Annotated in this window: 19 protein-coding genes and 1 pseudogene; 12 read left to right on the forward strand and 8 right to left on the reverse strand. The window is 46.7% G+C overall.

What is annotated here, in order from left to right:
• The first annotated feature begins 398 nt into the window (after positions 1 to 398).
• From fccA to OX890_RS18705, 4 genes are all read left to right on the forward strand, one after another.
• Entirely contained in the window at positions 399 to 2,189 is a 1,791-nt protein-coding gene (fccA, locus tag OX890_RS18690) for a fumarate reductase flavoprotein subunit FccA (RefSeq protein WP_268649723.1), read from the forward strand.
• Positions 2,190 to 2,455: 266 nt separating this feature from the next.
• Positions 2,456 to 3,445, forward strand: a complete 990-nt coding sequence (locus OX890_RS18695; protein ID WP_006083996.1) for a 2-hydroxyacid dehydrogenase — start codon at positions 2,456 to 2,458, stop codon at positions 3,443 to 3,445.
• Positions 3,446 to 3,513: 68 nt separating this feature from the next.
• Positions 3,514 to 4,251 (forward strand): dienelactone hydrolase family protein, encoded by a 738-nt coding sequence (locus tag OX890_RS18700; protein ID WP_012588456.1) that lies wholly within the window; start codon positions 3,514 to 3,516, stop codon positions 4,249 to 4,251.
• Between the two features lie 51 nt (positions 4,252 to 4,302).
• Positions 4,303 to 4,590, forward strand: a complete 288-nt coding sequence (locus OX890_RS18705; protein ID WP_106651488.1) for a hypothetical protein — start codon at positions 4,303 to 4,305, stop codon at positions 4,588 to 4,590.
• Between the two features lie 124 nt (positions 4,591 to 4,714).
• Here OX890_RS18705 and OX890_RS18710 read toward each other — a convergent pair whose 3' ends face one another.
• Positions 4,715 to 5,119, reverse strand: coding sequence for a DUF1801 domain-containing protein (locus OX890_RS18710; protein WP_268649724.1), 405 nt, complete (start codon positions 5,117 to 5,119; stop codon positions 4,715 to 4,717).
• 240 nt (positions 5,120 to 5,359) lie between these two features.
• Here OX890_RS18710 and OX890_RS18715 point away from each other — a divergent pair, with 240 nt between their 5' ends.
• From OX890_RS18715 to OX890_RS18725, 3 genes are all read left to right on the forward strand, one after another.
• Positions 5,360 to 8,071 (forward strand): TonB-dependent receptor, encoded by a 2,712-nt coding sequence (locus OX890_RS18715; RefSeq protein WP_310473097.1) that lies wholly within the window; start codon positions 5,360 to 5,362, stop codon positions 8,069 to 8,071.
• 136 nt (positions 8,072 to 8,207) lie between these two features.
• On the forward strand, positions 8,208 to 8,873 hold the full coding sequence (locus OX890_RS18720) for a peptidase (RefSeq protein ID WP_310473104.1): 666 nt from the start codon (positions 8,208 to 8,210) through the stop codon (positions 8,871 to 8,873).
• Complete coding sequence (locus OX890_RS18725) at positions 8,870 to 9,646, forward strand: PepSY domain-containing protein (RefSeq protein ID WP_268649726.1); 777 nt, start codon at positions 8,870 to 8,872, stop codon at positions 9,644 to 9,646. The genes OX890_RS18720 and OX890_RS18725 overlap by 4 nt, the downstream gene beginning before the upstream one ends.
• Before the next feature lie 233 nt (positions 9,647 to 9,879).
• On the opposite strand, the gene OX890_RS18730 is transcribed toward OX890_RS18725, so the two are convergent.
• Positions 9,880 to 10,425, reverse strand: coding sequence for a mechanosensitive ion channel family protein (locus tag OX890_RS18730; RefSeq protein WP_006080363.1), 546 nt, complete (start codon positions 10,423 to 10,425; stop codon positions 9,880 to 9,882).
• A 106-nt stretch (positions 10,426 to 10,531) separates the two neighbouring features.
• Here OX890_RS18730 and OX890_RS18735 point away from each other — a divergent pair, with 106 nt between their 5' ends.
• The 4 genes from OX890_RS18735 to ahpF all read left to right on the forward strand — a co-directional run bounded on the left by OX890_RS18735 (position 10,532) and on the right by ahpF (position 15,809).
• Positions 10,532 to 11,275: a spermidine synthase gene (locus OX890_RS18735; protein WP_226059598.1), complete on the forward strand. Its 744-nt coding sequence runs from the start codon at positions 10,532 to 10,534 to the stop codon at positions 11,273 to 11,275.
• Between the two features lie 89 nt (positions 11,276 to 11,364).
• Complete coding sequence (locus OX890_RS18740; RefSeq protein WP_268649727.1) at positions 11,365 to 12,897, forward strand: leucyl aminopeptidase; 1,533 nt, start codon at positions 11,365 to 11,367, stop codon at positions 12,895 to 12,897.
• 594 nt (positions 12,898 to 13,491) lie between these two features.
• Entirely contained in the window at positions 13,492 to 14,061 is a 570-nt protein-coding gene (gene ahpC / locus OX890_RS18745) for an alkyl hydroperoxide reductase subunit C (protein WP_006080359.1), read from the forward strand.
• A gap of 161 nt (positions 14,062 to 14,222) precedes the next feature.
• Positions 14,223 to 15,809: an alkyl hydroperoxide reductase subunit F gene (ahpF, locus tag OX890_RS18750; RefSeq protein WP_268649728.1), complete on the forward strand. Its 1,587-nt coding sequence runs from the start codon at positions 14,223 to 14,225 to the stop codon at positions 15,807 to 15,809.
• Between the two features lie 262 nt (positions 15,810 to 16,071).
• Here the strand turns inward: ahpF and OX890_RS18755 are convergent, their stop codons facing one another.
• From OX890_RS18755 to brnQ, 6 genes and pseudogenes are all read right to left on the reverse strand, one after another.
• The gene (locus OX890_RS18755) at positions 16,072 to 16,269 is read right to left on the reverse strand and encodes a DUF4287 domain-containing protein (RefSeq protein ID WP_268649729.1); all 198 of its coding nucleotides are present in this window, start codon (positions 16,267 to 16,269) and stop codon (positions 16,072 to 16,074) included.
• 97 nt (positions 16,270 to 16,366) lie between these two features.
• A pseudogene (locus OX890_RS18760) lies at positions 16,367 to 16,789 on the reverse strand (GNAT family N-acetyltransferase).
• 84 nt (positions 16,790 to 16,873) lie between these two features.
• Positions 16,874 to 18,598 carry a single-stranded-DNA-specific exonuclease RecJ gene (gene recJ, locus OX890_RS18765; protein ID WP_268649730.1) on the reverse strand — a complete coding sequence of 575 codons (1,725 nt, stop codon included), beginning with the start codon at positions 18,596 to 18,598 and terminating at the stop codon, positions 16,874 to 16,876.
• A gap of 94 nt (positions 18,599 to 18,692) precedes the next feature.
• Entirely contained in the window at positions 18,693 to 19,418 is a 726-nt protein-coding gene (gene dsbC, locus OX890_RS18770; protein WP_006080352.1) for a bifunctional protein-disulfide isomerase/oxidoreductase DsbC, read from the reverse strand.
• A 140-nt stretch (positions 19,419 to 19,558) separates the two neighbouring features.
• Complete coding sequence (gene xerD / locus OX890_RS18775) at positions 19,559 to 20,461, reverse strand: site-specific tyrosine recombinase XerD (protein WP_268649731.1); 903 nt, start codon at positions 20,459 to 20,461, stop codon at positions 19,559 to 19,561.
• 114 nt (positions 20,462 to 20,575) lie between these two features.
• A complete protein-coding gene (gene brnQ / locus OX890_RS18780; protein WP_268649732.1) occupies positions 20,576 to 21,988 on the reverse strand; it encodes a branched-chain amino acid transport system II carrier protein in 1,413 nt (470 codons plus the stop codon).
• 528 nt (positions 21,989 to 22,516) lie between these two features.
• Between brnQ and OX890_RS18785 the strand changes: the two genes are divergently transcribed.
• The gene (locus OX890_RS18785; protein WP_268649733.1) at positions 22,517 to 23,233 is read left to right on the forward strand and encodes a tRNA1(Val) (adenine(37)-N6)-methyltransferase; all 717 of its coding nucleotides are present in this window, start codon (positions 22,517 to 22,519) and stop codon (positions 23,231 to 23,233) included.
• Positions 23,234 to 23,405: the final 172 nt, after the last annotated feature.

Consider the following 23,405-nt stretch of genomic DNA (forward strand, 5'->3'; position numbering starts at 1 on the left):
AAAATAAATAATTGAAATTATTAATATGCAAAGTCACATTATAATATCTATAAAATACAAATAGATAAAATACCTCGCAAAACCCACAATCAATACCATTTTTATTTCATAAAGTTAAATCCAATCCATTCAATATGTTAACTCGCGCAAGTTATACCGTATTCAATCAGTGATTAGCTTCAACTTGATTCATATTTCCCGCCCTATTGCACATTTTAAATATGTTATTTCCGTTGTAACAAAGGTTATGTGACCTGAACACATATATACCTCTTTAGATAGTGATAAATTTGCAAATGGAGAATGCTCTAACAGTGCGTGAATGACGTAAAAAATAAATATCACGCCACGATGAATAACCCTTATTAAGTAGATGAATGTACGGCGGAGGAACTACCATGTTCACAAGAAAGATTCAAAAAACAGCACTAGCCATGCTGATCTCTGGCGCAATGGCAGGAACTGCCTATGCTGCACCAGAAGTGCTAGCCGATTTTCACGGTGAAATGGGCAGTTGCGACAGCTGCCACGTCTCAGACAAAGGTGGCGTCAGCGATGACAACCTTAGCCATGAAAATGCCCAATGCGTTAGCTGCCACGGCGATTTAAAAGAACTGGCCGCCGCCGCACCTAAAGACAAAGTCTCACCCCATAAATCTCACTTGATTGGCGAAATTGCTTGTACGAGCTGCCATAAAGGTCATGAAAAATCAGTCGCCTATTGCGATGCTTGCCACAGCTTCGGCTTCGATATGCCTTACGGCGGCAAGTGGGAACGTAAGTTTGTTCCTGTTGATGCTGACAAAGCGGCACAAGACAAAGCCATTGCTGCTGGCGTAAAAGAAACCACTGATGTGGTTATTATCGGTTCAGGTGGTGCGGGCCTTGCTGCTGCAGTATCAGCCCGTGATGCTGGCGCAAAAGTAATCCTGCTCGAAAAAGAACCTGTCCCAGGTGGTAACACTAAGCTGGCCGCTGGCGGTATGAACGCTGCCGAAACGAAGGCGCAAGCTAAGTTAGGTATTGAAGATAAGAAACAAATCATGATCGACGACACCATGAAAGGTGGCCGTAACATTAACGATCCTCAATTAGTGAAAGTGCTTGCGAATAACTCTTCTGACTCTATCGATTGGTTAACCTCTATGGGTGCCGATATGACTGACGTAGGCCGTATGGGTGGCGCAAGCGTTAACCGTAGTCACCGTCCAACCGGTGGCGCTGGCGTAGGTGCACACGTTGCGCAAGTGCTGTGGGACAACGCAATCAAACGTGGTACTGACATCCGCTTAAACAGCCGTGTTGTCCGTATTATTGAAGATGCGAAAGGCAATGTGACTGGCGTACTCGTTAAAGGCGAATACACTGGCTACTACATAATCAAAGCCGATGCAGTGGTTATTGCTGCCGGTGGTTTTGCGAAAAACAACGACCGCGTAGCTAAATACGATCCTAAGTTAAAAGGCTTTAAAGCCACTAACCACCCAGGTGCAACCGGTGATGGCTTAGACGTAGCACAACAAGCTGGCGCAGCAACTCGCGATTTAGAGTTCATTCAAGCTCACCCAACTTACTCACCAGCAGGTGGCGTGATGATCACCGAAGCGGTACGTGGTAACGGTGCTATCGTGGTTAACCGTGAAGGTAACCGCTTTATGAACGAAATCACTACCCGTGATAAAGCGTCTGCCGCGATTCTGCAACAAAAAGGCGAAAGTGCTTATCTGGTGTTCGATGACTCAATCCGTAAGAGCTTAAAAGCGATTGAAGGTTATGTGCATCTGAACATTGTTAAAGAAGGCAAAACCGTCGAAGAGTTAGCAAAACAAATCGATGTGCCCGCCGCTGAACTGGCTAAAACCATCACGGCATACAACGGTTTCGTGAAATCAGGTAAAGATGCGCAATTTGAACGTCCAAACCTACCACGCGAATTAGCCGTAGCACCTTTCTACGCATTAGAAATCGCACCTGCTGTTCACCACACTATGGGTGGCGTTGTGATTGATACTAAAGCCGAAGTGAAGAGCGAAAAAACCGGTAAACCAATCCAAGGCTTATATGCCGCAGGTGAAGTGACTGGCGGTGTTCACGGTGCTAACCGTCTAGGCGGTAACGCAGTATCTGACATTGTGACCTACGGCCGTATCGCCGGTGCAGAAGCGGCTAAATTCGCTAAAGATCACTAGTCACAAACTGTATCAGGGTTAACGGACTAACCCTTAGCTCTCAAAGCACGTCTTTAAAAATGAGAGCCCTAGCTTGAATATCTCAAGCACAGGCAGTCAATCCATAAGCGAGCCATCAGGGCTCGCTTTTTTTATCAACAGTTTTAGCCAATTGATGACAAAGCTCACTCTTTTAATAGCCAATTTTCTAAGGCTGAGGACAAAAAGCCCTAACTCACTTACACTCTTTGGCTGATAACTACATCAAAATCCGTTAGGTGACTGAAATGAGAATTGGATTCTTTAGCGCAAAACATTACGACATGCAGCATTTTAACCGCACAAATGCCGCGTTTGGTGCACAAATTGAGTATTTCGATTATCGCCTCTGCATGCAAACAGTGAAACTTGCTGAAGGGTTTGAAATCGTTTGTGCCTTCGTTAACGATTCACTCTGTGAAGAAGTCCTTGTCGAACTCGCCAAGGGCGGCACAAAAATTATCGCCATGCGCTGCGCAGGCTTTAACAATGTCGATTTAGTCGCCGCTAAACGCTTAGGCATGCAAGTCGTCAACGTGCCCGCTTATTCCCCAGAATCCGTTGCCGAACACACAGTCGCGCTGATGTTGACGCTGAATCGCAAAATCCACAAAGCCTACCAACGCACCCGCGATGCCAACTTCTCCCTCGAAGGTTTAGTCGGTTTTAATATGTTCGGCAAAACCGTCGGCGTAATTGGTACGGGTAAAATCGGCGTGGCCACCATTAAAGTCTTGCTCGGTTTTGGCTGTAAAGTCATCGCCTACGATCCCTTTATCAATCCAGCGGTTGTCGCGCTGAATGTGGAATATCAAGATCTCGACGCGATTTATGCCAACAGCGATATCATCAGCTTGCATTGCCCGCTCACGGCCGATAACCGCCATTTACTCAACCAAGCCAGCTTCGCCAAGATGAAACCCGGTGTCATGGTGATCAACACCAGTCGCGGTGGTTTACTCAATGCCTTCGATGCGATGGAAGCCTTAAAACTCGGCCAAATAGGTTCACTCGGACTCGATGTGTACGAAAATGAAAAAGGCTTATTCTTCGAAGACAAATCGAATGAAATCATTCAAGACGATGTATTCCGTCGATTATCTGCCTGCCATAACGTGATTTTTACCGGTCACCAAGCCTTCCTCACCGAAGAAGCCTTAGGTGCCATCGCCCAAACAACCTTGAGCAATGTAAAAGCGCTATGTGCAGGGGAACGCTCAGGTAACGAATTGTTTTAACTGACAGATAAAATCCTGACTGCTAAAGTGAGGCTTCAACGTTTGAAGCCTCACAGAGAGAACTAAATATGTTAGTCACTCAGGAAACTCAGGATATCTCCACGCCTTCAGGGCTAATGCGCACCTATATCTACCGCCCAGAAGCACAGGGGCAATTTCCAAGCATCATCTTTTATTCCGAGATATTTCAGCAAACTGCGCCTATTGCGCGCACTGCGACAATTCTTGCTGGCCACGGTTTTGTGGTGTTTGTGCCGGAAGTGTTCCATGAACTCAATCCTTTAGGCACAGTGCTCGCCTACGATGAACCGGGTAAAGACAAAGGCAACGCCGATAAATTTGCGAAACCTTTAGAACACCACGACAGCGACACCCAAGCATTAGTCGACTTTGCCCATCAACAAGCTTACTGCAATGGCAAAGTGGGCAGCATGGGCGTGTGTATCGGCGGCCACTTAGCCTACCGCGCCGCACTCAACCCCGCTATTTTAGGTGCATTTTGCCTCTATCCTACCGACATTCACTCCAACACCCTGCCCTGCGCCTACGGCAATGACTCACTGAGCCGCAGCGGTGATATTCAAGGGGAATTAGTGTTAGTGTTCGGCAAGCAAGATCCCCATGTATCAGCGGAAGGTCGAGTGTTAATCCACCAGCAATTAATGGCGCTGAACCGTAATTTCACTTGGCTTGAAGTTAACGCCCAACACGCCTTTATGCGTGATGAAGGCGATAGATACGATCCGGCTTTAGCGCTGCAAATGTATCTGCAAGCTGTGGCATTTTTCCACAGGGTGCTGCACTAGTTCATAAATCAAACATATAAGATATTACATACTTAAGGAAAGAGTAGAAAAATGAAACCCTATAAAAATTTATCCTCAAAAAACTTAGCGTTACTATTAATGATTATCCGAGTAACAACCGTTGTTTCGTTGTTAGCCGTCGCGCTTTCATTAATTGGCCTCGCGAGTCAGTTTTGGATGACACGTGGATTTGGTCTTAACTTTTGGTCGACTGTGGGCATAGCGACTCTTATCCCCTCTCTGCAAGTACTTTTTGGCTCAGGTATCATAGCGGCTATCATTGCATTTGAAGAATCCTACCGCCAAAAGTCAGAAGCCTTTATCGCATCATTAAAATAGCATTTAGTGGTTGTCTAGAATGCAGCTAACAACATAAGTTTAGAATTGTACAAATCAAATGAATCACTAAAACCTTAACAAACATTATGGTTTTAGTGATTCATCATCTTTTTATTTAATGAAACTAAGCACCTAGTAAAGGTAGATGTTTGATACTTTTGTATTTCAACGATAATTCAATACATTGAGAAATTGCGGTTATTGGCAGAGGATCATGGATACTTAACACTATGGCTCGATTCCCTTCAAACTGCAGCACATCGGAATGCAGCTCTCGAAATGTATCAACCAGCTTGGTTTTACAATTAAAGAATAGGCAGTATTGTTCGGGATATTTAGGCTTCCAATCAAATCTTACTGTACTGCCATTTTTAACTGAATAACTCGGCTCGCCCCATTTTAAGCTTTCTTCCACCGCACCTAAATCCTGCGCTGCGGCAATTGTAAAAATCAAGGTTCGGATCCGTAATAGCAAGGGTGTTATATGCTCAGGATAGCGTTCAAACTTGTTCTGTACTTGCGCTTGCATGCTCTTATCCTCCCATTTACGCCATGCCGAATCATTACCTCTTAAAACAAAATACACGCTGCGGGCCCACATGGTTGAACTTCCAAACCTTTAGTGAGCGGCGATTATATCAGCACTTTATTATAAACCGCGCATTAGGGGTGTGACACAGTGTCGCAGGTCGTTGAGTTTTTATTGAGATACCCACTTAATCCTATATAAAACATACCATTATTTAAACAGACCTTTCATAGGCTTATTATGACCCGCTCCGCAGTAATGACTTCAATGGCAATATCCCTAGCCAGCATGGCCACTTTTTCAGGGTTAGCAGCCGAAGCCGAAACTGAAGCAATGTTGCCAGCATCTGCAAAACCTCAAGTATCAACTCCCACTACCATCGAAAGAATTGCCATTACAGGGAGTCGAATTCAAAGGGAAGAGATGGCTTCCACCGCGCCTATGACCGTTTTTACCGCGCAAGATATCGAGAAAACCGGTGCCACCTCAGTTGAGATATTACTGCAAAGAATGACAGCATCTGCGGGGTTTGCGGGTAATCAAACGAATGCCTATTGGACTGAAGGTGGCTATGGTTCAACCCAAGTCAACCTGCGTGGATTAGGGGTGAATCGCACACTCGTACTGCTCAATGGTCGACGTATGCTGAACAGTGGCACTGGGGCAAACTCCTCAGTAGATCTTAATACTATTCCCATTAGCGTGGTTGAACGAATCGAGGTATTAAAAGATGGTGCATCCGCCATTTATGGTGCCGACGCGGTTGCTGGCGTGGTCAATATTATCACTCGGCAACAAATCGATGGGGTTGAGTTTCAAGCGCGAACGGGCATAACCGAGCAAAATGATGGTGACCAGTACAAGCTCGATCTTGCCCTAGGTCATATAGGTGAGCGCGGCAGTGCATATGTGGCGATGAGTTACGATAAAACCCAAGCCGTCGATATGCTGAGTCGCGCACCTTGTCCGCTTGAGGAGGTTAATGGTGAGCTAGTGTGTGGCGGTAGCTCGGCGCTGCCGGGAGGCAGAGGCCATTTCATTGATACCAATGGTAATCCAATCGGCGATCCGTTAATGCTGTTGCCAACGGGAAGCGCCCCATACACAAGTAGCCATAAAGATAATACTTATCAGTATTTTAATGCGGTTCAACCTAACGAGCGAGTCAATCTGTTTGCCTACGGTGAATATGACTTAACGGCGAGCAGCCAAGTGTTTGCTGAGGCCATGTACACTCACCGTAGCTCACAATTACCCGCAACCCCGCAATCGGTGTCAGGAATAGTCATTCCTGCTTGGCATGAGTCAAATCCGACCGATGCAGACTTTCTGCTCCAGAGTCGCAGACTGGCTGAAGCGCCCCGACAATTTAATATTCAAGCGGATACTTGGCGCTTAGTGACAGGTTTTAGAGGGGATTTAGACAACGGTTGGCAATGGGATGCCGCAGTTAACTTCGGCAGTAACCGTGGTTCCTATGAAGTGACCAATGTCATTAATAAGGCTCGTCTTGCCGAGGCGACAGACTATAGCAGTTGTCATCTTGATCCTAATGTCCCCTGCGCAGACTTTTGGGGAGCTGGCTCACTCACACCTGAAATGCTGGACTATTTCCTGTTTAACATGCGAGATAGCGGCGGTAATGAGCAGTTTAGCCTAACAACGAATGTCACAGGCGATCTATGGCAGTTACCCGCGGGCATGATGAGTTTTGCTGCAGGACTAGAGCACAGAAACGAGAAAGGATGGAATGATCCCGACCCACTTAAAATCAGTGGTGAAGCAAACACTGCCCAGCAAGATCCGATTGATGGTCGTTACACTGCCGACGAAATCTATCTTGAAACCTTGTTACCTATTTTAAGCGGCCTGCCCTTTGCCAAGTCGGTCGAATTAACTACGGCGTTGCGATATTCCTATTTTGATACCTTCGGTGGTGATACCAATTATAAAATGGGGCTACTGTGGGTCGTCAATGACGCAGTGACGCTGCGGGCCACGCAATCTACGGCATTCAGAGTACCGAATATTCCTGAGTTGTTTGGCGGCATAGATCAAGGGTCCATGAATACCACAGATCCTTGTAGCGAGTGGGCTAAGCTCGACCCTAGCTCGAATCGATACGCTAATTGTATGGCATCAAACGTGCCAACGAATTATAAGCAAGAAGGCACAATATTAACCGACCGTGGTGGCAATGCTGAACTTGAACCAGAAGAAGCTAATACCTTTACTGCGGGTATTGTTTGGGATCTGGGGTTTATTGAAGGGCTCAATATCACGCTCGATTACTACAAGATAGAGATTAATAACGCCATTAATTCAGTCAATGGTTCGAGCAAATTAGCCGCCTGTTACGACAGCAAAGGGATGACACATCCTTTCTGTAGCGACGAACACTTTGTGCGAGACGCAATGACAGGCAACATCACCTATTTACAAACACAACTGGGCAACGCCGCCAACGAAGTGGTTTCAGGTGTTGATATGGCGATGTTTTACCAGAAAGAGATGGGCAGCGTTGTGACTAATACAACTTGGGAGCTGAGCTATTTAGATCAATACGATCTGCAAACCTACGCCAGTGCCCCCGTTGAGTCTCGAGCTGGCACCATTGGTTATGATGGTAGCTATACCAAATGGCGCTCAAACCTCTATTTTGATGTCACTAATGACAATTGGCGCTTTAGCTACAACATTCAGTATATTGGCGCGGCGGATGATCAATATGCCAATGCTGGTGATATAGGGGACTCAGTTGATGCGATCACTTACCATAACGCACAGGTTCATTATCAAATGGACAACAATATTGCGTTCACAGCAGGTATCGATAATCTGTTCGACAAGCAAGCGCCATATCATCAAAGCTATACCGACGGTAATACCAACACTATGACGTATGACCTAATGGGACGTCGTTACTATGTCGGGATGAAATGGGCTCTGTAATGCTTTGAGCTTAAGGGGTAATCCCCTTAAGCAAGCGGGCTAAATTAGTTCACAAAATAAAAGGTGAGTCATCAACTTGAAGCGGGTTCACACACTTAAACGAGTCTCATCGGCGCACTTTCTACACAGATGGTTGATGCTATTGCTGGTACTGCCGATAGGGATCTGGTCAGTCACCGGCAGCTATTTCGTCTTGATGGATCTTGGGTTTATCCGTGGCGATCATATTAAAGAACAATACTCCCAGCATATCGATCCCAGCCAGATCCATTACCCAATGGCAGCGGTTTATGAACGTTTCCCCAAGGCTCAAGCAATCACGTTAACCTCAGTTACTGATAGCCTCTACTACCGGATTAAACTGAGCGATAAGTCCATTCTCGTGAACGCAGATTCGGGTGAGTTATTGCCTTCAATAACGGAGAAACAAGCTCGAATAATCGCTTCAAACTATCAGCATCACGGGTCTTTAGTCGTCGAGGCTAAGCTTGTTAGTGCAACCCTGCTCACCGATATCGCCCCTGCAGAATTAGCGCCGCGATACTTGCCAGTTTGGAGAATGGATTTTAACGATAGCGCTGCTACAAGCCTTTACCTATCAGCGACAACGGGTGAGTTAGTCACGCGTAGACATGACTATTGGCGTTTATTCGATCTCTTTTGGAAATGGCACATTATGGATTACGACGAAGGTGAAGCCATCGACAATCTTCTACTACTGAGCACGGCTCTAGTCTCTATTGTGGCTGTATTAGCTGGCTTCGTTTTACTTTGGCAGCGCAGAAGGAGGTATCTGAGATGATACCGAATCTTAAACTTAAGCCTAAGCCTCAAAGTAAACGCTTCAAACGTTGGGTCAAAATCGCTCACTATTGGCTCGGTGCCATAGTTAGCATTCAACTGCTACTTTGGCTTGTTACTGGGGTCTATTTCAATTTGACGCCCCATGATGAACTCAAGGGAATGGAGTACCAACAGAGCCATCATCCTGAGCCGCAAAGGCAAGCGTTTGAGCCACAAAAGCTTGTGGATATAACTCCCTTGCTAGCTAAGCATACTCAAGTAGAAAGCCTGACATTAGTGGCGATCGCAGGTAAGCCCGTTTATGTACTCGATGCAAAGGTGCAGCGCTATGCACATCAATGCCAACAGCAAACCTTGATTGATGCTTATACAGGCAATGTCTTACATATTGATAAACAAAACGCGCAACAACTGGCGCTTGAAAGTTACACAGGGCCGGGCAAGATTAACCAAGTTAAGCAAATCTCAGCCCCCATTAGCGAGTGGCCAACCCAGTGCAATTCACTGTGGCAAATAGGTATGGATGATGACCTGTCGACGCGGATTTATATCAATGCGGTTAATGGCGAACTAGTTGGCCATAAAAATGACCACACAGACATCGCCGACTTGATGTTTAAATTGCACTTTATGGATTACCTCAATCAAGGCAGCTTCAACAACCCCTTTAGCTGGCTGTTTGGCATACTGACCTTGTTGCTATCCCTATCAGGCCTGTATTGGGTTGTTGAGAATCTTGCACTCAAGCGCTATCGATTAAGCCTGAGTTGAGTCTTGGTTAGGTGTTAGCTAGGTGTTGGTTAAGTGCTATTTAAGTGTTAGCTAAGTGGCTAGAACGGCAAAAGCGATTTCATCTCATAGTGCACCGCTATTGGTTAGTCAGCCGCTATTTGTTCATCAATAGTACGTAAGCAAACACACCTAATGACACGATAATTGGACTAAGCGCCTGCGAGCACTCAACACAGCTCGATAATCGATACACAGCGGCGTCGTTATATTCACTACTCAGGATCAAACTTCTTCTTGCCTTCGAGTAACGCCTGACGTTCGGCCAAGGGAGTCTGATCGGCGAGCTTTAACACTGCCTTTTGCAGCATCAAGTTATTGGGATAAGTAATAGTATCGCCATTATCGCGATGGATCAGCACATGGAATAACGCGATTTCGATGATCACGCCGCTAATATCTTCATCCTTATCAACCACTCGAATACGCTCACCGATACGATAAGGAAACACGAAAAAAATCAGCACGCCTGCAGTTAAGTTACTCAATATTGACCACTGGGCGACTAATGCCACGCCCATCACAGCAAAGGCAGATGACACAAATAGCGACACATCTTGATAGCCCAGTCCGAGCGAGACCGCCATCAGTGACAAGGTAATAAAAAACATCACATAGGAAATAAAACGGGTGACTAAACTGGTCCGCGCCACACTCACTTGCTTCATTTGCGCCAGTTTTCTCACCCAATGGGTTAAGGCGCGCTGTAAAAAGAGAAACACTGCAAGATAAATACAGGCAAGCAGGATTTGATTTGTCATAATAGCGGCTCAATTAACTAAAACTGTCTGAATTCTAACTTTTTTGCGCGAGCAGTTATAGCCTGTGCAAGCGAGCCAAACAGCTAAACCGAGTAATAAACCCAATATGGCCGACTCTACCCTCTTACATGAAACCCAAGACGCACTAGGCCCAATCCGCGTAATCGATTACGACGACTCACGGATCCTGTCCTTTGGAGATAACGACGAGCAGAGTAAAATCCTCAAGGCTGCGCCCCATATTCCCCAGCACACTTATGTGCAAGCCATGTTGTTGGTTTTGCTGTTTTGTAAGCCCAAGAGCGCCATCGTTTTAGGTTTAGGCGGCGGCTCGATTATCCACTCTCTACGCAATTTCGACGCGGCAATAAAGTTAACGGCGGTAGAATTACGCCCCGCGGTGATTGAGTTAGCTAAGCGCTATTTTCAACTGCCGATAGGTAAAAAGCTGAATCTAATCAATGATGATGCCATCGCCTTTTTGGCCGCAGGCGATCATAAAAAAGTCGATGTGATTTTTGCCGATATTTACACAGCCAAAGGCGTTGAAACAGGACAGCTTTCGCCAGTATTCCTTAAGCAATGCACTAACCTCATTAAACCCAACGGTTATTTAGTGCTGAACTGCTGGAAAGAACATAGCCAAAATCGCGAGTTATTAGCCGACTTACAACAGCACTTTGCCCATGTGAATGCTTGTCTCACTGGCGGCGGTAATTGGGTGATATTTGCGAGCCAATCGCCACAGCTTTTAGGCACCTCGGCCCTGAAAAGTCAGGCTCAATCTTTGTCGCAACAATTGGGTTTTGCCCTTGAGCGATCACTGACACGCTTTGGGCCTTGGATTTAATATTAATATCAGCAAAATAGCTTAAATTAGTTAACCCTAAGGCTGAGCTTTGATATTCTTCTCACACTCCTATGATATGAGCTGTCACCATGAAAAATAAGCACAAATTTATGTTAAGCGTTATGGCTCTGGCGTGCCTTAACTCTCTCAATGCTAACGCCGAGATTTTTAGTTTTGACACTCGTAGCTCACTGAATTCAGATACATTAGTGCTATTCCAAAGCGCTGATTCCACTACCTATGGGATCGATTTTTTACCTCAGTCGACCCAAGACCAATTAAACCTAGCGACGGCTGATAACAGCTTTTCCGGTAAGCAAGGTGAAATCCTCGAGATTTTAGTGCCGAGTGAAATCGATGCTAAGCGGGTTTTACTGGTCGGCATTGGCGATGCAAAAACCTTAACGCCCGGTGATATCAATACTATCGGTGGTAATGTTGCAGCCAAACTCGATACGGTTCCCCAAGCTACAATACGCGTACTCACTCAAGGTTTAACGGCCGCGCCGTTATTTGCCTCAGAGTTGGCCCACGGTATTGAACTGCGCAGCTATCGTTACACTCAGTTCAAGGCGAGTACCCATGCCGAGAAGAACTACCAAATCGCCGTCGATGATTTAAGTGGCAACCAGAAACACCATAAAAATCTGCAAGCGGTTGAAGCTGGCGTGTTTTTAGCGCGCGATCTCACAAATGCGCCCGCAGGCATTATGTATCCAGACAGCTTTGCCAATGAGGCGAGAAAACTCAAATCCCTCGGCGTTAAAGTCACAGTATTAGAAGCCAAAGATATCGAACGCCTACAACTGGGCGCCTTGGCGGCAGTAGGTAAAGGCAGCGAACGCCCACCTAAGTTAGTGGTCGCCCATTGGCCGGGCAGCAAAGATGCGCCAATCGCACTGGTCGGTAAAGGTATCACCTTCGACTCTGGCGGTTACAACATTAAGGCGACGGGCACTTCTATCGCACGGATGAAGTCAGACATGGCGGGCGCAGCCACTGTGCTTGGCACCATCAAAGCCATGGCACTCCAAAAGGCGCCAGTCAACGTAGTCGCGATTATGCCGATGGCGGAGAACATGATCTCTGGCCACGCGATGATCCCAGGGGACGTGATTAAAACTGCCCAAGGGCTCACCGTTGAAGTGCTCAATACCGATGCAGAAGGTCGCTTAGTGCTGGCCGATGGCCTCTGGTATGCCAGAGAAAACTATAAGCCTTCCATCATAGTCGATGTCGCGACCTTAACGGGCTCCAAAGTCGGCGCACTTGGTAGCGTGTATGCGGGATTGTTTACCGACTCAGAAACCTTGGTTCAGCAGTTAACCTATGCGGGACAACAGGTTGGCGAGAAAGTGTGGCGTCTACCCTTAGATCAAGCCTACGATGATGAGCTTAAATCCACTATCGCGGATCTGAAAAACACCGGAAAAGAAGGCAGCGCAGGCGCTTCCTCTGCGGCCATGTTCTTAAAACGCTTTGCGGGCGAACAGCCTTGGGCACATCTCGATATCGCGGGTAATGCCTTAACCGCCACCGATACCGCCGTTGTGCCTGCGGGCGCCACAGGTTACGGCGTGCGTTTGCTCAGCACTTGGTTAACTCAACCTAAAGCTAAGTAACCTGAGCTCGGGATAAGCAGAGCCGCTGAATAGGCATCTTTTCGGGCCTCTCTGCGTTGCTCTGTCTAACCATAGCTCGCTATGGCGTACGATAGAGCGCCTTGATATGCGCAAAAATCTGCGCATTCAGTCAGGAAATAGATTTTTCTTTTCAAACTAATCATTTATAGCATTGATTTAGTTTTGTTAAATTTAGATTTTTCGACACTCGTTATCCCGAGTTCAGGTTAAGTAATCACAGCTCACTTGCCGAACACCTCCGCATTCGCAACGCGGCCTTGTTTTAATTGAATTTATATTTAAGGGATATCATTGATATCCCTTTTTTATGCCTGAGATTTAGCTCAACCGATCCACTGAAAAGTCATCGCATACAATCCAGATCCAACCCCAAGCACACCAAGTCCGCAGCAGCTGTGGAAAACCGATTGAGTCCGACCGAATCGCATTATCATTCGATTAAATCGATTAGGATAATAGTTTTTATCCGTTATCTTAATTTTAAGCGAGTCGGTAATATGCTTCACATCGACAGGACGCAAGCAAATGTCCTGTTATGAACTTAAGCAATCATCAACTAAATGGAAGCATAAAATGACTCAATCAATTATCAACAGCACAATCAAACCATTCAAAGCCACTGCGTATCACAATGGTGAGTTCGTTCCAGTAACGGAACAAGACCTGTTAGGTAAATGGTCAGTTGTATTCTTCTACCCAGCAGATTTTACCTTTGTTTGCCCAACTGAATTAGGCGACATGGCTGATTACTACGAGCAGCTGAAAGGCATGGGCGTTGAAGTTTACTCAGTATCAACTGACACTCACTTCACTCACAAAGCGTGGCATGACACGTCAGACACCATCAAGAAGATCAACTTCCCAATGCTGGCTGACCCAACAGGCACCATCAGCCGTAACTTCGGCGTGATGATTGAAGAAGACGGTTTAGCACTGCGTGGGACTTTCGTGATTAACCCAGAAGGCCAAATCAAGGTCAGCGAAGTTCACGATTTAGGCATCGGCCGTAGTGCTCAAGAGCTAGTTCGTAAAATTCAAGCAGCTCAATATGTTGCGACTCACGATGGCGAAGTTTGCCCAGCTAAATGGCAACCAGGTGACGACACATTAGCACCGTCTCTAGACCTAGTTGGCAAAATCTAATTTAGCCCAAAGCGTCAACCCCGCCAGTCTAGCGTCCCAAGCTGATTGGCGTTACAGCCAACACAGTTGTAGCGCCACGCAGCAAAGGATTAAGCCCGCCCCTGCAAGGGCCTAGACTGGCCCCCTTATCTCTCCCTTTTAAGCGATTTTGGAGTCATCACATGTTAGATGCGAATTTAAAAAATCAACTGCAAACCTATCTGCAAAACCTCAAGAGACCAGTTGAACTTGTCGTGTCTGCAGATGAGAGCAAAAAGTCTCAAGAATTAAAAAGCTTAGCGCAAGACATTGTCAGCCTATCTTCTCTGGTAAGCCTGAAAGAAACTCAGGGCGAACGCACCCCGGCGATGACAGTGATAAACCCACAACTTAATACGCAAATCAGCTTTGCTGGTCTGCCTATGGGTCACGAATTTACCTCACTTGTGTTGGCCTTACTGCACACGGGTGGACACCCAATCAAACTCAGCGATGACATTATCGAGCAGATCCGCAATCTGCCGGGCAAATATGCCTTTGAAACTTACGTCTCACTGACCTGCCAAAACTGCCCAGACGTAGTGCAGGCACTGAACATGATGGCGGCGATTAACCCGAATATCACCAACGTGATGATCGACGGCGCCCTATTCCAAGACGAAGTGGCGAGCCGTAACATTATGGCCGTGCCTTCTGTCTACTTAAATGGCGAAGTGTTTGCAGCCGGTCGTATCAGCATTGGCGAGATCCTCAATAAACTGGATACCAATGCCGCAAGCCGCAAGGCCGATGAAATTAATGAAAAAGCCCCCTTCGAAGTCTTAGTGGTGGGCGGCGGCCCAGCGGGCGCAGCAGCAGCCATTTATGCAGCACGTAAAGGCCTTCGCACCGGTATTGTTGCCGATAAGTTTGGCGGACAGGTTGCTGAAACCGTTGGTATCGAGAACTTTATTTCAGTCAAAGCAACCGAAGGTCCAAAGCTAGTGGCAAACCTTGAAGCCCATGTACGAGACTACGAAGTCGACATCATGGACAACCAAAAGGCAGTGTCGTTATCAACAGATGGCTTGTTCGAGCTTGAACTGGCAAGCGGCGCTAAATTACGTAGCCGTACCGTATTGTTAGCCACAGGTGCACGCTGGCGTGAAATGAACGTCCCCGGCGAGAAAGAATACCGTGGCAAAGGTGTCGCATACTGCCCGCATTGCGATGGCCCGTTATTTAAAGGCAAGCGTGTGGCGGTGATTGGCGGCGGTAACTCAGGTATCGAAGCGGCGATTGATCTTGCCAACATAGTAGAACATGTGACTGTGCTGGAGTTTGATAAAACCCTACGCGCCGACGATGTGCTACAACGTAAAGCAGCGTCTATGGGTAACATCAAAATTATTACCCAAGCGATGACCACAGAAGTGACTGGCGATGGTACTCGGGTTAATGGCCTGAACTACACAGACAGAGCAACAGGCGAGAGTCACCATGTCGCACTTGCAGGTATCTTCGTACAGATTGGGCTAGTACCGAATACCGAGTGGCTAAAAGGTGTGGTTGAACTGACGCCACGTGGGGAAATCGTTGTCGATGCCCGCGGTCAAACATCCATCCCAGGAGTATTTGCGGCAGGAGATGTGACTGACACGCCGTTTAAGCAAATTATCATCGCCATGGGCAGCGGCGCGAGTGCATCACTGGGCGCATTTGATTACCTCATTCGCCACAGCGATGAAGAAATCGCCGAGACGAAAACCACAGATATAAAAGCGGCTTAATCTTTAAACATTAACCGCATAAGCTAAGAAGCCAGCGCAAGCTGGCTTCTTGTTTTTAAGAGAATTTATTTCGAGTCTTGTGAGTTTATCGAACGCTTTAAACTATGGAATAAACTGGCAAATACGAAGGTTGAAAACAACAAGATTAAGCAAAGTAGTCTCACCCAAAGCACTTGCCCCTCAAGTAACCAATTCAAAAAAGCGGAGGAAACCATAAAACTGGCAAGATAGGCATATTGTAATGGTGTCATGTTAGGTACCGCTATCGACTTTTTTCGTTAATAAAATACGCCACCAGCGCATTGGCATGCCCATGACCGAGTTGATGCTCACTCTTAAGCCAAGCCACCATTTCCATATGCTTTTTGCCTTCGAGACCTTGCAAAAGCGTTAGCCAGTGGGCGATCGGCTGACCATAGGTTTTCTCGATAGAAGGGAAATAAGATGCGGGGCCTTTCACTTTTACGCTATCGGCTACTGTCGTTGGGTGAGTTTTTCATGTCATAACAGATGTCCTTATCTTGATATTTTTAGAGTTTACTTCAATAAAATCTAGCCTAAAGGTAGGGGTTCTCAAGCCGAATTTGCATTAAGGTTTCAGGCGTATCGACTGCGTTAAAGCCAAACTGGGCGTAGAGTCCATGGGCATCGCGGGTGGCGAGCATTATGCGCCTTAATCCCTGTAAATCAGGATGTTCCATAATTGATGTCATCATCAACTTACTTAAGCCTTAACCACGGTGCGACTCAAGTACAAACACATCGGCAAGGTAAGCAAAGGTGGCTTTATCTGTGATTAAGCGGCCAAAGGCCACTTGCTTAGCTTCACTATCAAGCACAGCAAAACACAGGCTATTGGCTAACGCTTTACGCAACAATGCCTTTGGCATGCCCTGAGCCCAATAACTATTACTGATAAAACCATGAATAACCTCAAAATCCATTTCCGCTTGATCACAACTCACACTATATGTCGGCATGACTCAACTCCCTTTTTATCCCCAATTAAGTGCAGCATTTGGCATTCAATATCTAGGCTATAACCACGTTATCCATTACAGCAACTACATGGCTTCGATTTGCTCAACCATGAGTTGCAGCGAGAAATTACCGCGATACTCATTCACATCAAGCTTATAAACAATACGGGCATGGCGAATGGTCGCATCGGGCCAAGTGTGCAAATCCACATTAAAAGCAATCGCATCGAGCATCACAGTGCCGCACTGGGTTTCGAGTACAAGTTTAAGATGGCGCTCGCCGACGAGGCGTTGCTGCACTATCGTAAAATTGCCATCAAACAATGGCTCTTCAAAGGCTTGCCCCCAAGGCCCGGCATTTCGCAATAACTGGGCCATCTCAAGATTCAGTTCCGTTGGAGTGAGTTCACCATCAGACCAAAGCTCGCCAGTTAATAGTTCAGGTTTGAGCAGTTCACGCACCGCATCATCATAGGCTTTGGCAAACGTAGCAAAACTGCCAGCTTTGAGTGATAAGCCCGCCGCCATCGCATGGCCGCCAAATTTGATAATCAGTCCTGGGTGGCGCGTGTTGACCAGCTCGAGTAGGTCGCGCATATGCAAGCCTTTGATTGAACGCGCCGAGCCTTTAATTTGACCATTGCCGGCATCGGCAAAGGCGATCACGGGTCTGTGGTATTTGTCTTTAATGCGCGAGGCCAGAATACCAATGACGCCTTGGTGCCAATCTTCTTGAAATAGCGCGATACCCCAAGGTAACTCGTCTTCGTTGAGCTTTAAGTGCTCAAGGCTTTTTAAGGCTTCCTGCTGCATGCCGACTTCCAGCTCACGACGCTCTTGGTTTAACCCATCGAGCTCGGCCGCCATACGCCGCGCGTACATCATGTCATCACAGAGTAAGGTTTCGACCCCAAGCGCCATTTCATCGAGCCGGCCTGCGGCATTAAGCCTTGGGCCCACGGCAAAACCAAAATCAGATGCAACAATACGCGCCGGATTTCGCTTCGCCACTTCAAGCAGTGCGGTAATCCCCACACGGCAGCGGCCCGCTCGCACGCGCTGCAAACCGGCTTCGACTAAAATGCGATTATTGGCATCCAGCGATACCACATCGGCGACTGTGCCGAGGGCAACGATATCGAGCAGCGTCCCTAAATTGGGCTCAGCAATACCGCGCGTTTGATACCAGTTTCGCGTTCGCAGTTCAGCCCTTAATGCTGTCATCAAATAAAAGGCGACACCGACACCGGCAATCGATTTACTCGCGAATGGGCAATCGGGTTGATTCGGATTCACTATCGCATCGGCAGCAGGCAACTCGTGTCCAGGTAAATGATGGTCAGTAATCACCACTTGCATACCAAAGGCTTTGGCCGCAGCAACGCCATCAATCGATGAAATACCGTTATCGACAGTGATCAGCATTTCAGCCTGTTTAGACGCCGCAACCGCAACAATTTCAGGGCTTAAGCCGTAACCGTAATCGAAGCGATTGGGGATCAAATAGTCCACTTTAACTGCGCCCATCATCCGTAGCGCCAGCATACATACGCTGGTTGAGGTCGCGCCATCGGCATCAAAATCACCGACGATCAAAATCGACTTATTCGCCTGCATGGCATCGGCAATAAGCGCCGCAGCTTCGGGTAAGCCTTTCATGGTTTCAGGTCTTAATAGACCCTTAAGGACAAGTTCGCATTCGTGGCTGAGCGCACCGCGGCGAGCGTAAAGCTGCTTCAATAGCGGCGAAAGATAAGCAGGTAAATGGCTATCATCAACGGTTGGGCGACGGACTATCTTATGGATCAAGGGACTCAAACTCTCATGAAATCGTGGCGATAAGATAACAAAAAGGTGAGCCTTAAGCTCACCTTTAGTGGGATAAATTTCACTATTTTGACTGTTACTGACGCGCTTCTAAGGTGCGTAATAAGTCCGCAGGGGGTTGATAACCTGGGATCATATTGCCATCTTCTAACACGATTGCAGGCGTACCATTCACACCAAAGGTGGTGCCTAAAGCATATTGCTCGGCAATTTTAGCATCGCATGTTGCTGCGGCAACTTTGCTGCCCGCTTTAGCGTCTGTCATAGCTTTTAATGGATCTTTAGCACACCAGATGGCTTGCATTTCGTCGGCGTTGGCTGACGGCACGCCCGCACGCGGAAAGGCTAAGTAACGCACGGTAATGCCAAGCTTGTTGTAATCGGCCATTTGGCTATGCAATTTACGGCAATAACCACAACTGACGTCGGTAAATACAGTGACCACGTGTTTTTCATTTTTAGCTTTGTAAACCAACATATGGTCTTCAAGCGGCTTCATCATTTCTAAACGTGGGCCAGCTAATGCCGCTTCCGTTAAGTTTTTCATGCCTTTATCTAGGTCATACAAACTGCCGTGGAACAGTTTTGAACCATCACGACTAATATAGAGCACGCCGCGGTTGGTCATGGCTTGATACAACCCCTCAATCGGCGAATCCTGCATAGAAATGACTTCAACATCCAACATCTCAGTCAGTTTTTGCTTAATAGCAGCTGTATCTGGCGAGGTCGCTGTTGCGGCGTGAGCAAGAGGAGCTACAACAAGGGCAAAAATTAAAGATAATGCTCGGGTTAACTTCATGGGACATCCTATAAATTGGGTCTCGACGAGGAGATTTTGAGGTCGTTCAAACGCGATATACTTAATAGACCCCGTATGGTGGCAAAAAGTTACAGACAAGCCGCGCGGAAAGCAAATTTATGCTGTAACTAAATCCTTTTTCAGCCTCTTGGATGATGCTGTTGATGCAATTCCTGCAACCTTGCCCGCGCCACATGGGTATAAATCTGCGTGGTCGACAGGTCGCTATGGCCTAACAGCAATTGCACCACCCGCAGATCGGCACCATGATTGAGCAAATGGGTAGCAAAAGCATGGCGCAATGTGTGCGGTGATAATGCGGTTTCAATCCCGGCCCGCAGTGCATACAACTTAATCCGATGCCAAAAGGTTTGCCGCGTCATCATCTGCCCGCGTTTTGACGGAAACACCACATCGGATTGTTTATTGCCAAGCAACTCTTGGCGCGCAAACTTCATGTAGCTCTCGACCTCGGTAATCGCTAATTCACCCAGCGGCACGAGGCGCTCTTTACCGCCCTTACCCACAATGCGCACTAAACCCTGCCGTAGGCTCAGCTGTTCCATAGTCAAGCCAACGAGCTCGCTCACCCTCAAGCCTGTCGCATACAAAAGCTCTAGCATGGCTTTGTCGCGACATTCGACCGCATCTTCCACATTGGGCTCAGACAACAAGCGATCGACCTGTGATTCACTCAATGAATCGGGTAAATGGCGGGTTAATTTAGGCGACTCGACTAGGGCCATAGGATCGGCTGAAATCTGCTTGGTCTGCACTAAATAGGTATAGAAACGCCGTAAACTGCTGAGTAATCGAGCGCTACTGGTGCGCGCAAAATCCTGCTCGACTCTAAAGGCTAAATACGCTCTGACATCCGCCTGAGAAACCGCGAGCAGCGTTACCCCTTGCTGAGCTTGATAACGATCAAAATGGCGCAAATCGGTGCGATAGGCCGATAAGGTGTTGTCACTCAGTCCCTTGCTCGACCAGAGATCATCAAGAAAAACATCAATGAGCGGATCGGGCTGATATGTCTTAGGCACAAAAACTCCATAAAAAAACGGCGTCATCAAATGATACGCCGTTGATATTAACTTAACTACATTTAAGCCTACATCAGCTTAACTGAGTCCCGCGTAAAAACGCGAGTACAAGGCTTAAGCAGCAGCCGTTTGATCACGACCACGACCAAACACTAAACACAGTACTATGGCTGCAATCGTTGGCAGTAACCAAGCCATGCCTTCTTCATAGAGTGGCAGCTTAGATAACACGGGCGACATCACATCTACGACATGGATAAAGCCCTGCGCTAAGCCATTCACCGCTTGACCATCAGCGTCAGTCAAACCTTTCGCTGCCACTTTAAGACCATCGAAGATGCCGAAAAACAGTGCCACGCTCAGTACTGCACGATGTGCAAACTGTGGATTCGCAAAATAAGCGGTCAGGAAAGTCACAACCACAAGAGCAATAGCCACAGGATAAATCGTCATTAATACGGGAATACTAATAGCAATCAACTGACTTAGGCCCACGTTCGCAATCACAGCGCATATCAAGCTTAAAAAGATCACCAGGAAACGGTAAGACAGTTTAGGCATTAGCTCATTAAAGAACTCAGAACACGCACTCACAAGGCCCACCGCTGTGGTTAAACAAGCTAAAGTCACGACCGATGACAACAAGACTGAGCCTAAATCACCAAATTCACGGGTCACATAGTTTGTTAAGATCTCGCCGCCATTTTTAGCACCGATGGCGATATCGCCTGCGGTCGCACCTAAAAAGAACAGCGACACATACACAAAGGCTAAACCAGCGGCAGCAATAAAGGCGGCGCGGATCAGATATTTAGTTTGAGCACTCGGTTGATCAATCCCCTTTTTGCGCAGGATATCGATAATCAGCATACCAAACATCAAGGACGCTAACGTATCCATAGTGTTGTAGCCTTCCAAAATACCTTTGGTCAGCGGATGGTTTTGATAATCGCCTACGGCTTGGCCCACTTCGGATGCGGGTAAAAACATCACAGATGCAGCCAATCCAACTAACAAGATCAATAAAATAGGCGTTAATACTTTACCTACGCTATCGAGCAGCTTGCCAGGGAAAAGCGCCAATAACATAGTGACGGTGAAGAAACACATGGTGAATAGCAGTTGCGACAGATTAAGTTCTAAACTGCCCAGTAAAAATGTGGCCGTGGTGTCATCGATAAAGGGCTTAGCGCCAATCTCGTAAGCCACTAAACCGGTACGCGGCGCAGCAAACGCAGGGCCGATAATGATATAAATCGCGATAGCCAATGTCGTTGCTGCAAATACTGGCAGCATAGCCATAACCTTACCTTGAGCCTTAGCGACAGCAATCAGTCCAACTAAAGGTAAACCTACGGCGGTAATCAAAAAACCCAACATGGCGAGGGGCATATTACCACCCGCTAACATTCCCGCGAACGGTGGAAAAATTAGGTTACCTGCCCCTAAAAAGAATGCGAAGGTCATAAAACCTAAGCCCAATGTATCTGCGATACTCATCTGATTGTCTTGCACTGGAAGCCCCATCTTGTCTTATTGTTTTTTTACAAACTTAAGTGATTATGTGTCGATTAGCCATAGCTAAAACAAAGCCCATCCGGAGTGCAAATCTTTGTTTACACAATTCCGTGGTAAATATGTTCGATATCTGTCGAGTTTATAATCTATGACGAACTTTAGCGCAGCCACACTGACTACTAATTCACCACCAAACTCGTTTACCTATCCGTTAATCATATAAGTGATTAAAAATGGGGGCGAAACTAATACCAGACTTAAAGTGCTAATACAAGACAACAAGACCATTAGGATAAAAAAAGCGAAATAATGCTAATTAACTGCTAAGAAAAGGTTTATAAGGCAATAAAATAAAGCGTTAATTAAGTAAAATCTGTATTGCGCCATAAAAAATAAAATCTTATGCCGACACAAATTCATACATCTAGGGCAACATCTTCTGTTTAAAAGCATTGGCTAAAAACGAGGGCTAGAATTAGAATACTGCCCGCCCAATATTGGGCCTAACCACCTTAGAACGGCAAAAATTAACTCTCCATGGCATTCACTTTTAAACAATTTCATATCGATGACATGAATTGCGGCATGGCCGTAGGCACAGACAGTGTCGTCCTAGGCGCGTGGGCTCAACTGACCGCAGCAAAAACAGTTTTAGATATTGGTGCTGGCAGTGGCTTACTCAGTTTAATGGCAGCTCAGCGCAGCCAGGCACACATTACCAGTGTCGAGTTAGACACAAGTGCAGCCGAGGCTTGCCAGCATAACTTCCACAATAGTCCGTGGACGAATCGACTCACCTTAGTCAACAGCAGCATCCAAGAATTTTGCCAACAGATTGAGTATCAAGAGTATTTTGATCACATCATTTGTAATCCGCCCTATTTTGAGCAAGGCACACAAGCGATACAATCTCAGCGCGCTATGGCCCGTCACACAGATAGCTTAAGTTTTACCGCGCTACTCGATGCCATTCATGTGTGCCTAGCACCGCAAGGAAACGCAAGCCTCATATTACCAATGCAAAGCATGGCGCGTTTCAATGAGATTTTGGCGCACTCACCGCTCAGTCTGATTGAAATAACTAACCTTATTAGCATCGTAGGGAAAAGCGCTAATAGAGTACTCTGCGTACTCGCGCACAAGACTCACCCTCAAATTGCCACGAAGATCAGTGATATCACTATTCGAGAACTTTCAGGCCAATACACCCAAACCATGGTGCAATTGATCCGAGATTTTTACCTTAAATACTGATATCGAGCCCAGCCCTGACACGTTAAGTAAAGGCCGCTAAGTTTGGCAAAGGTAACGAAGGGGCCAATTCCCCCAAAATTAAATGCTAATACATTGACCTTAAAGTAATTAACTTATGCCTATCACCATAAAACTTTACCGGCTGAGAAGATAAACACCGGAGATCTAGATA

The organism is Shewanella sp. DAU305 (assembly GCF_026802235.1).
GTDB lineage: Bacteria > Pseudomonadota > Gammaproteobacteria > Enterobacterales > Shewanellaceae > Shewanella > Shewanella baltica.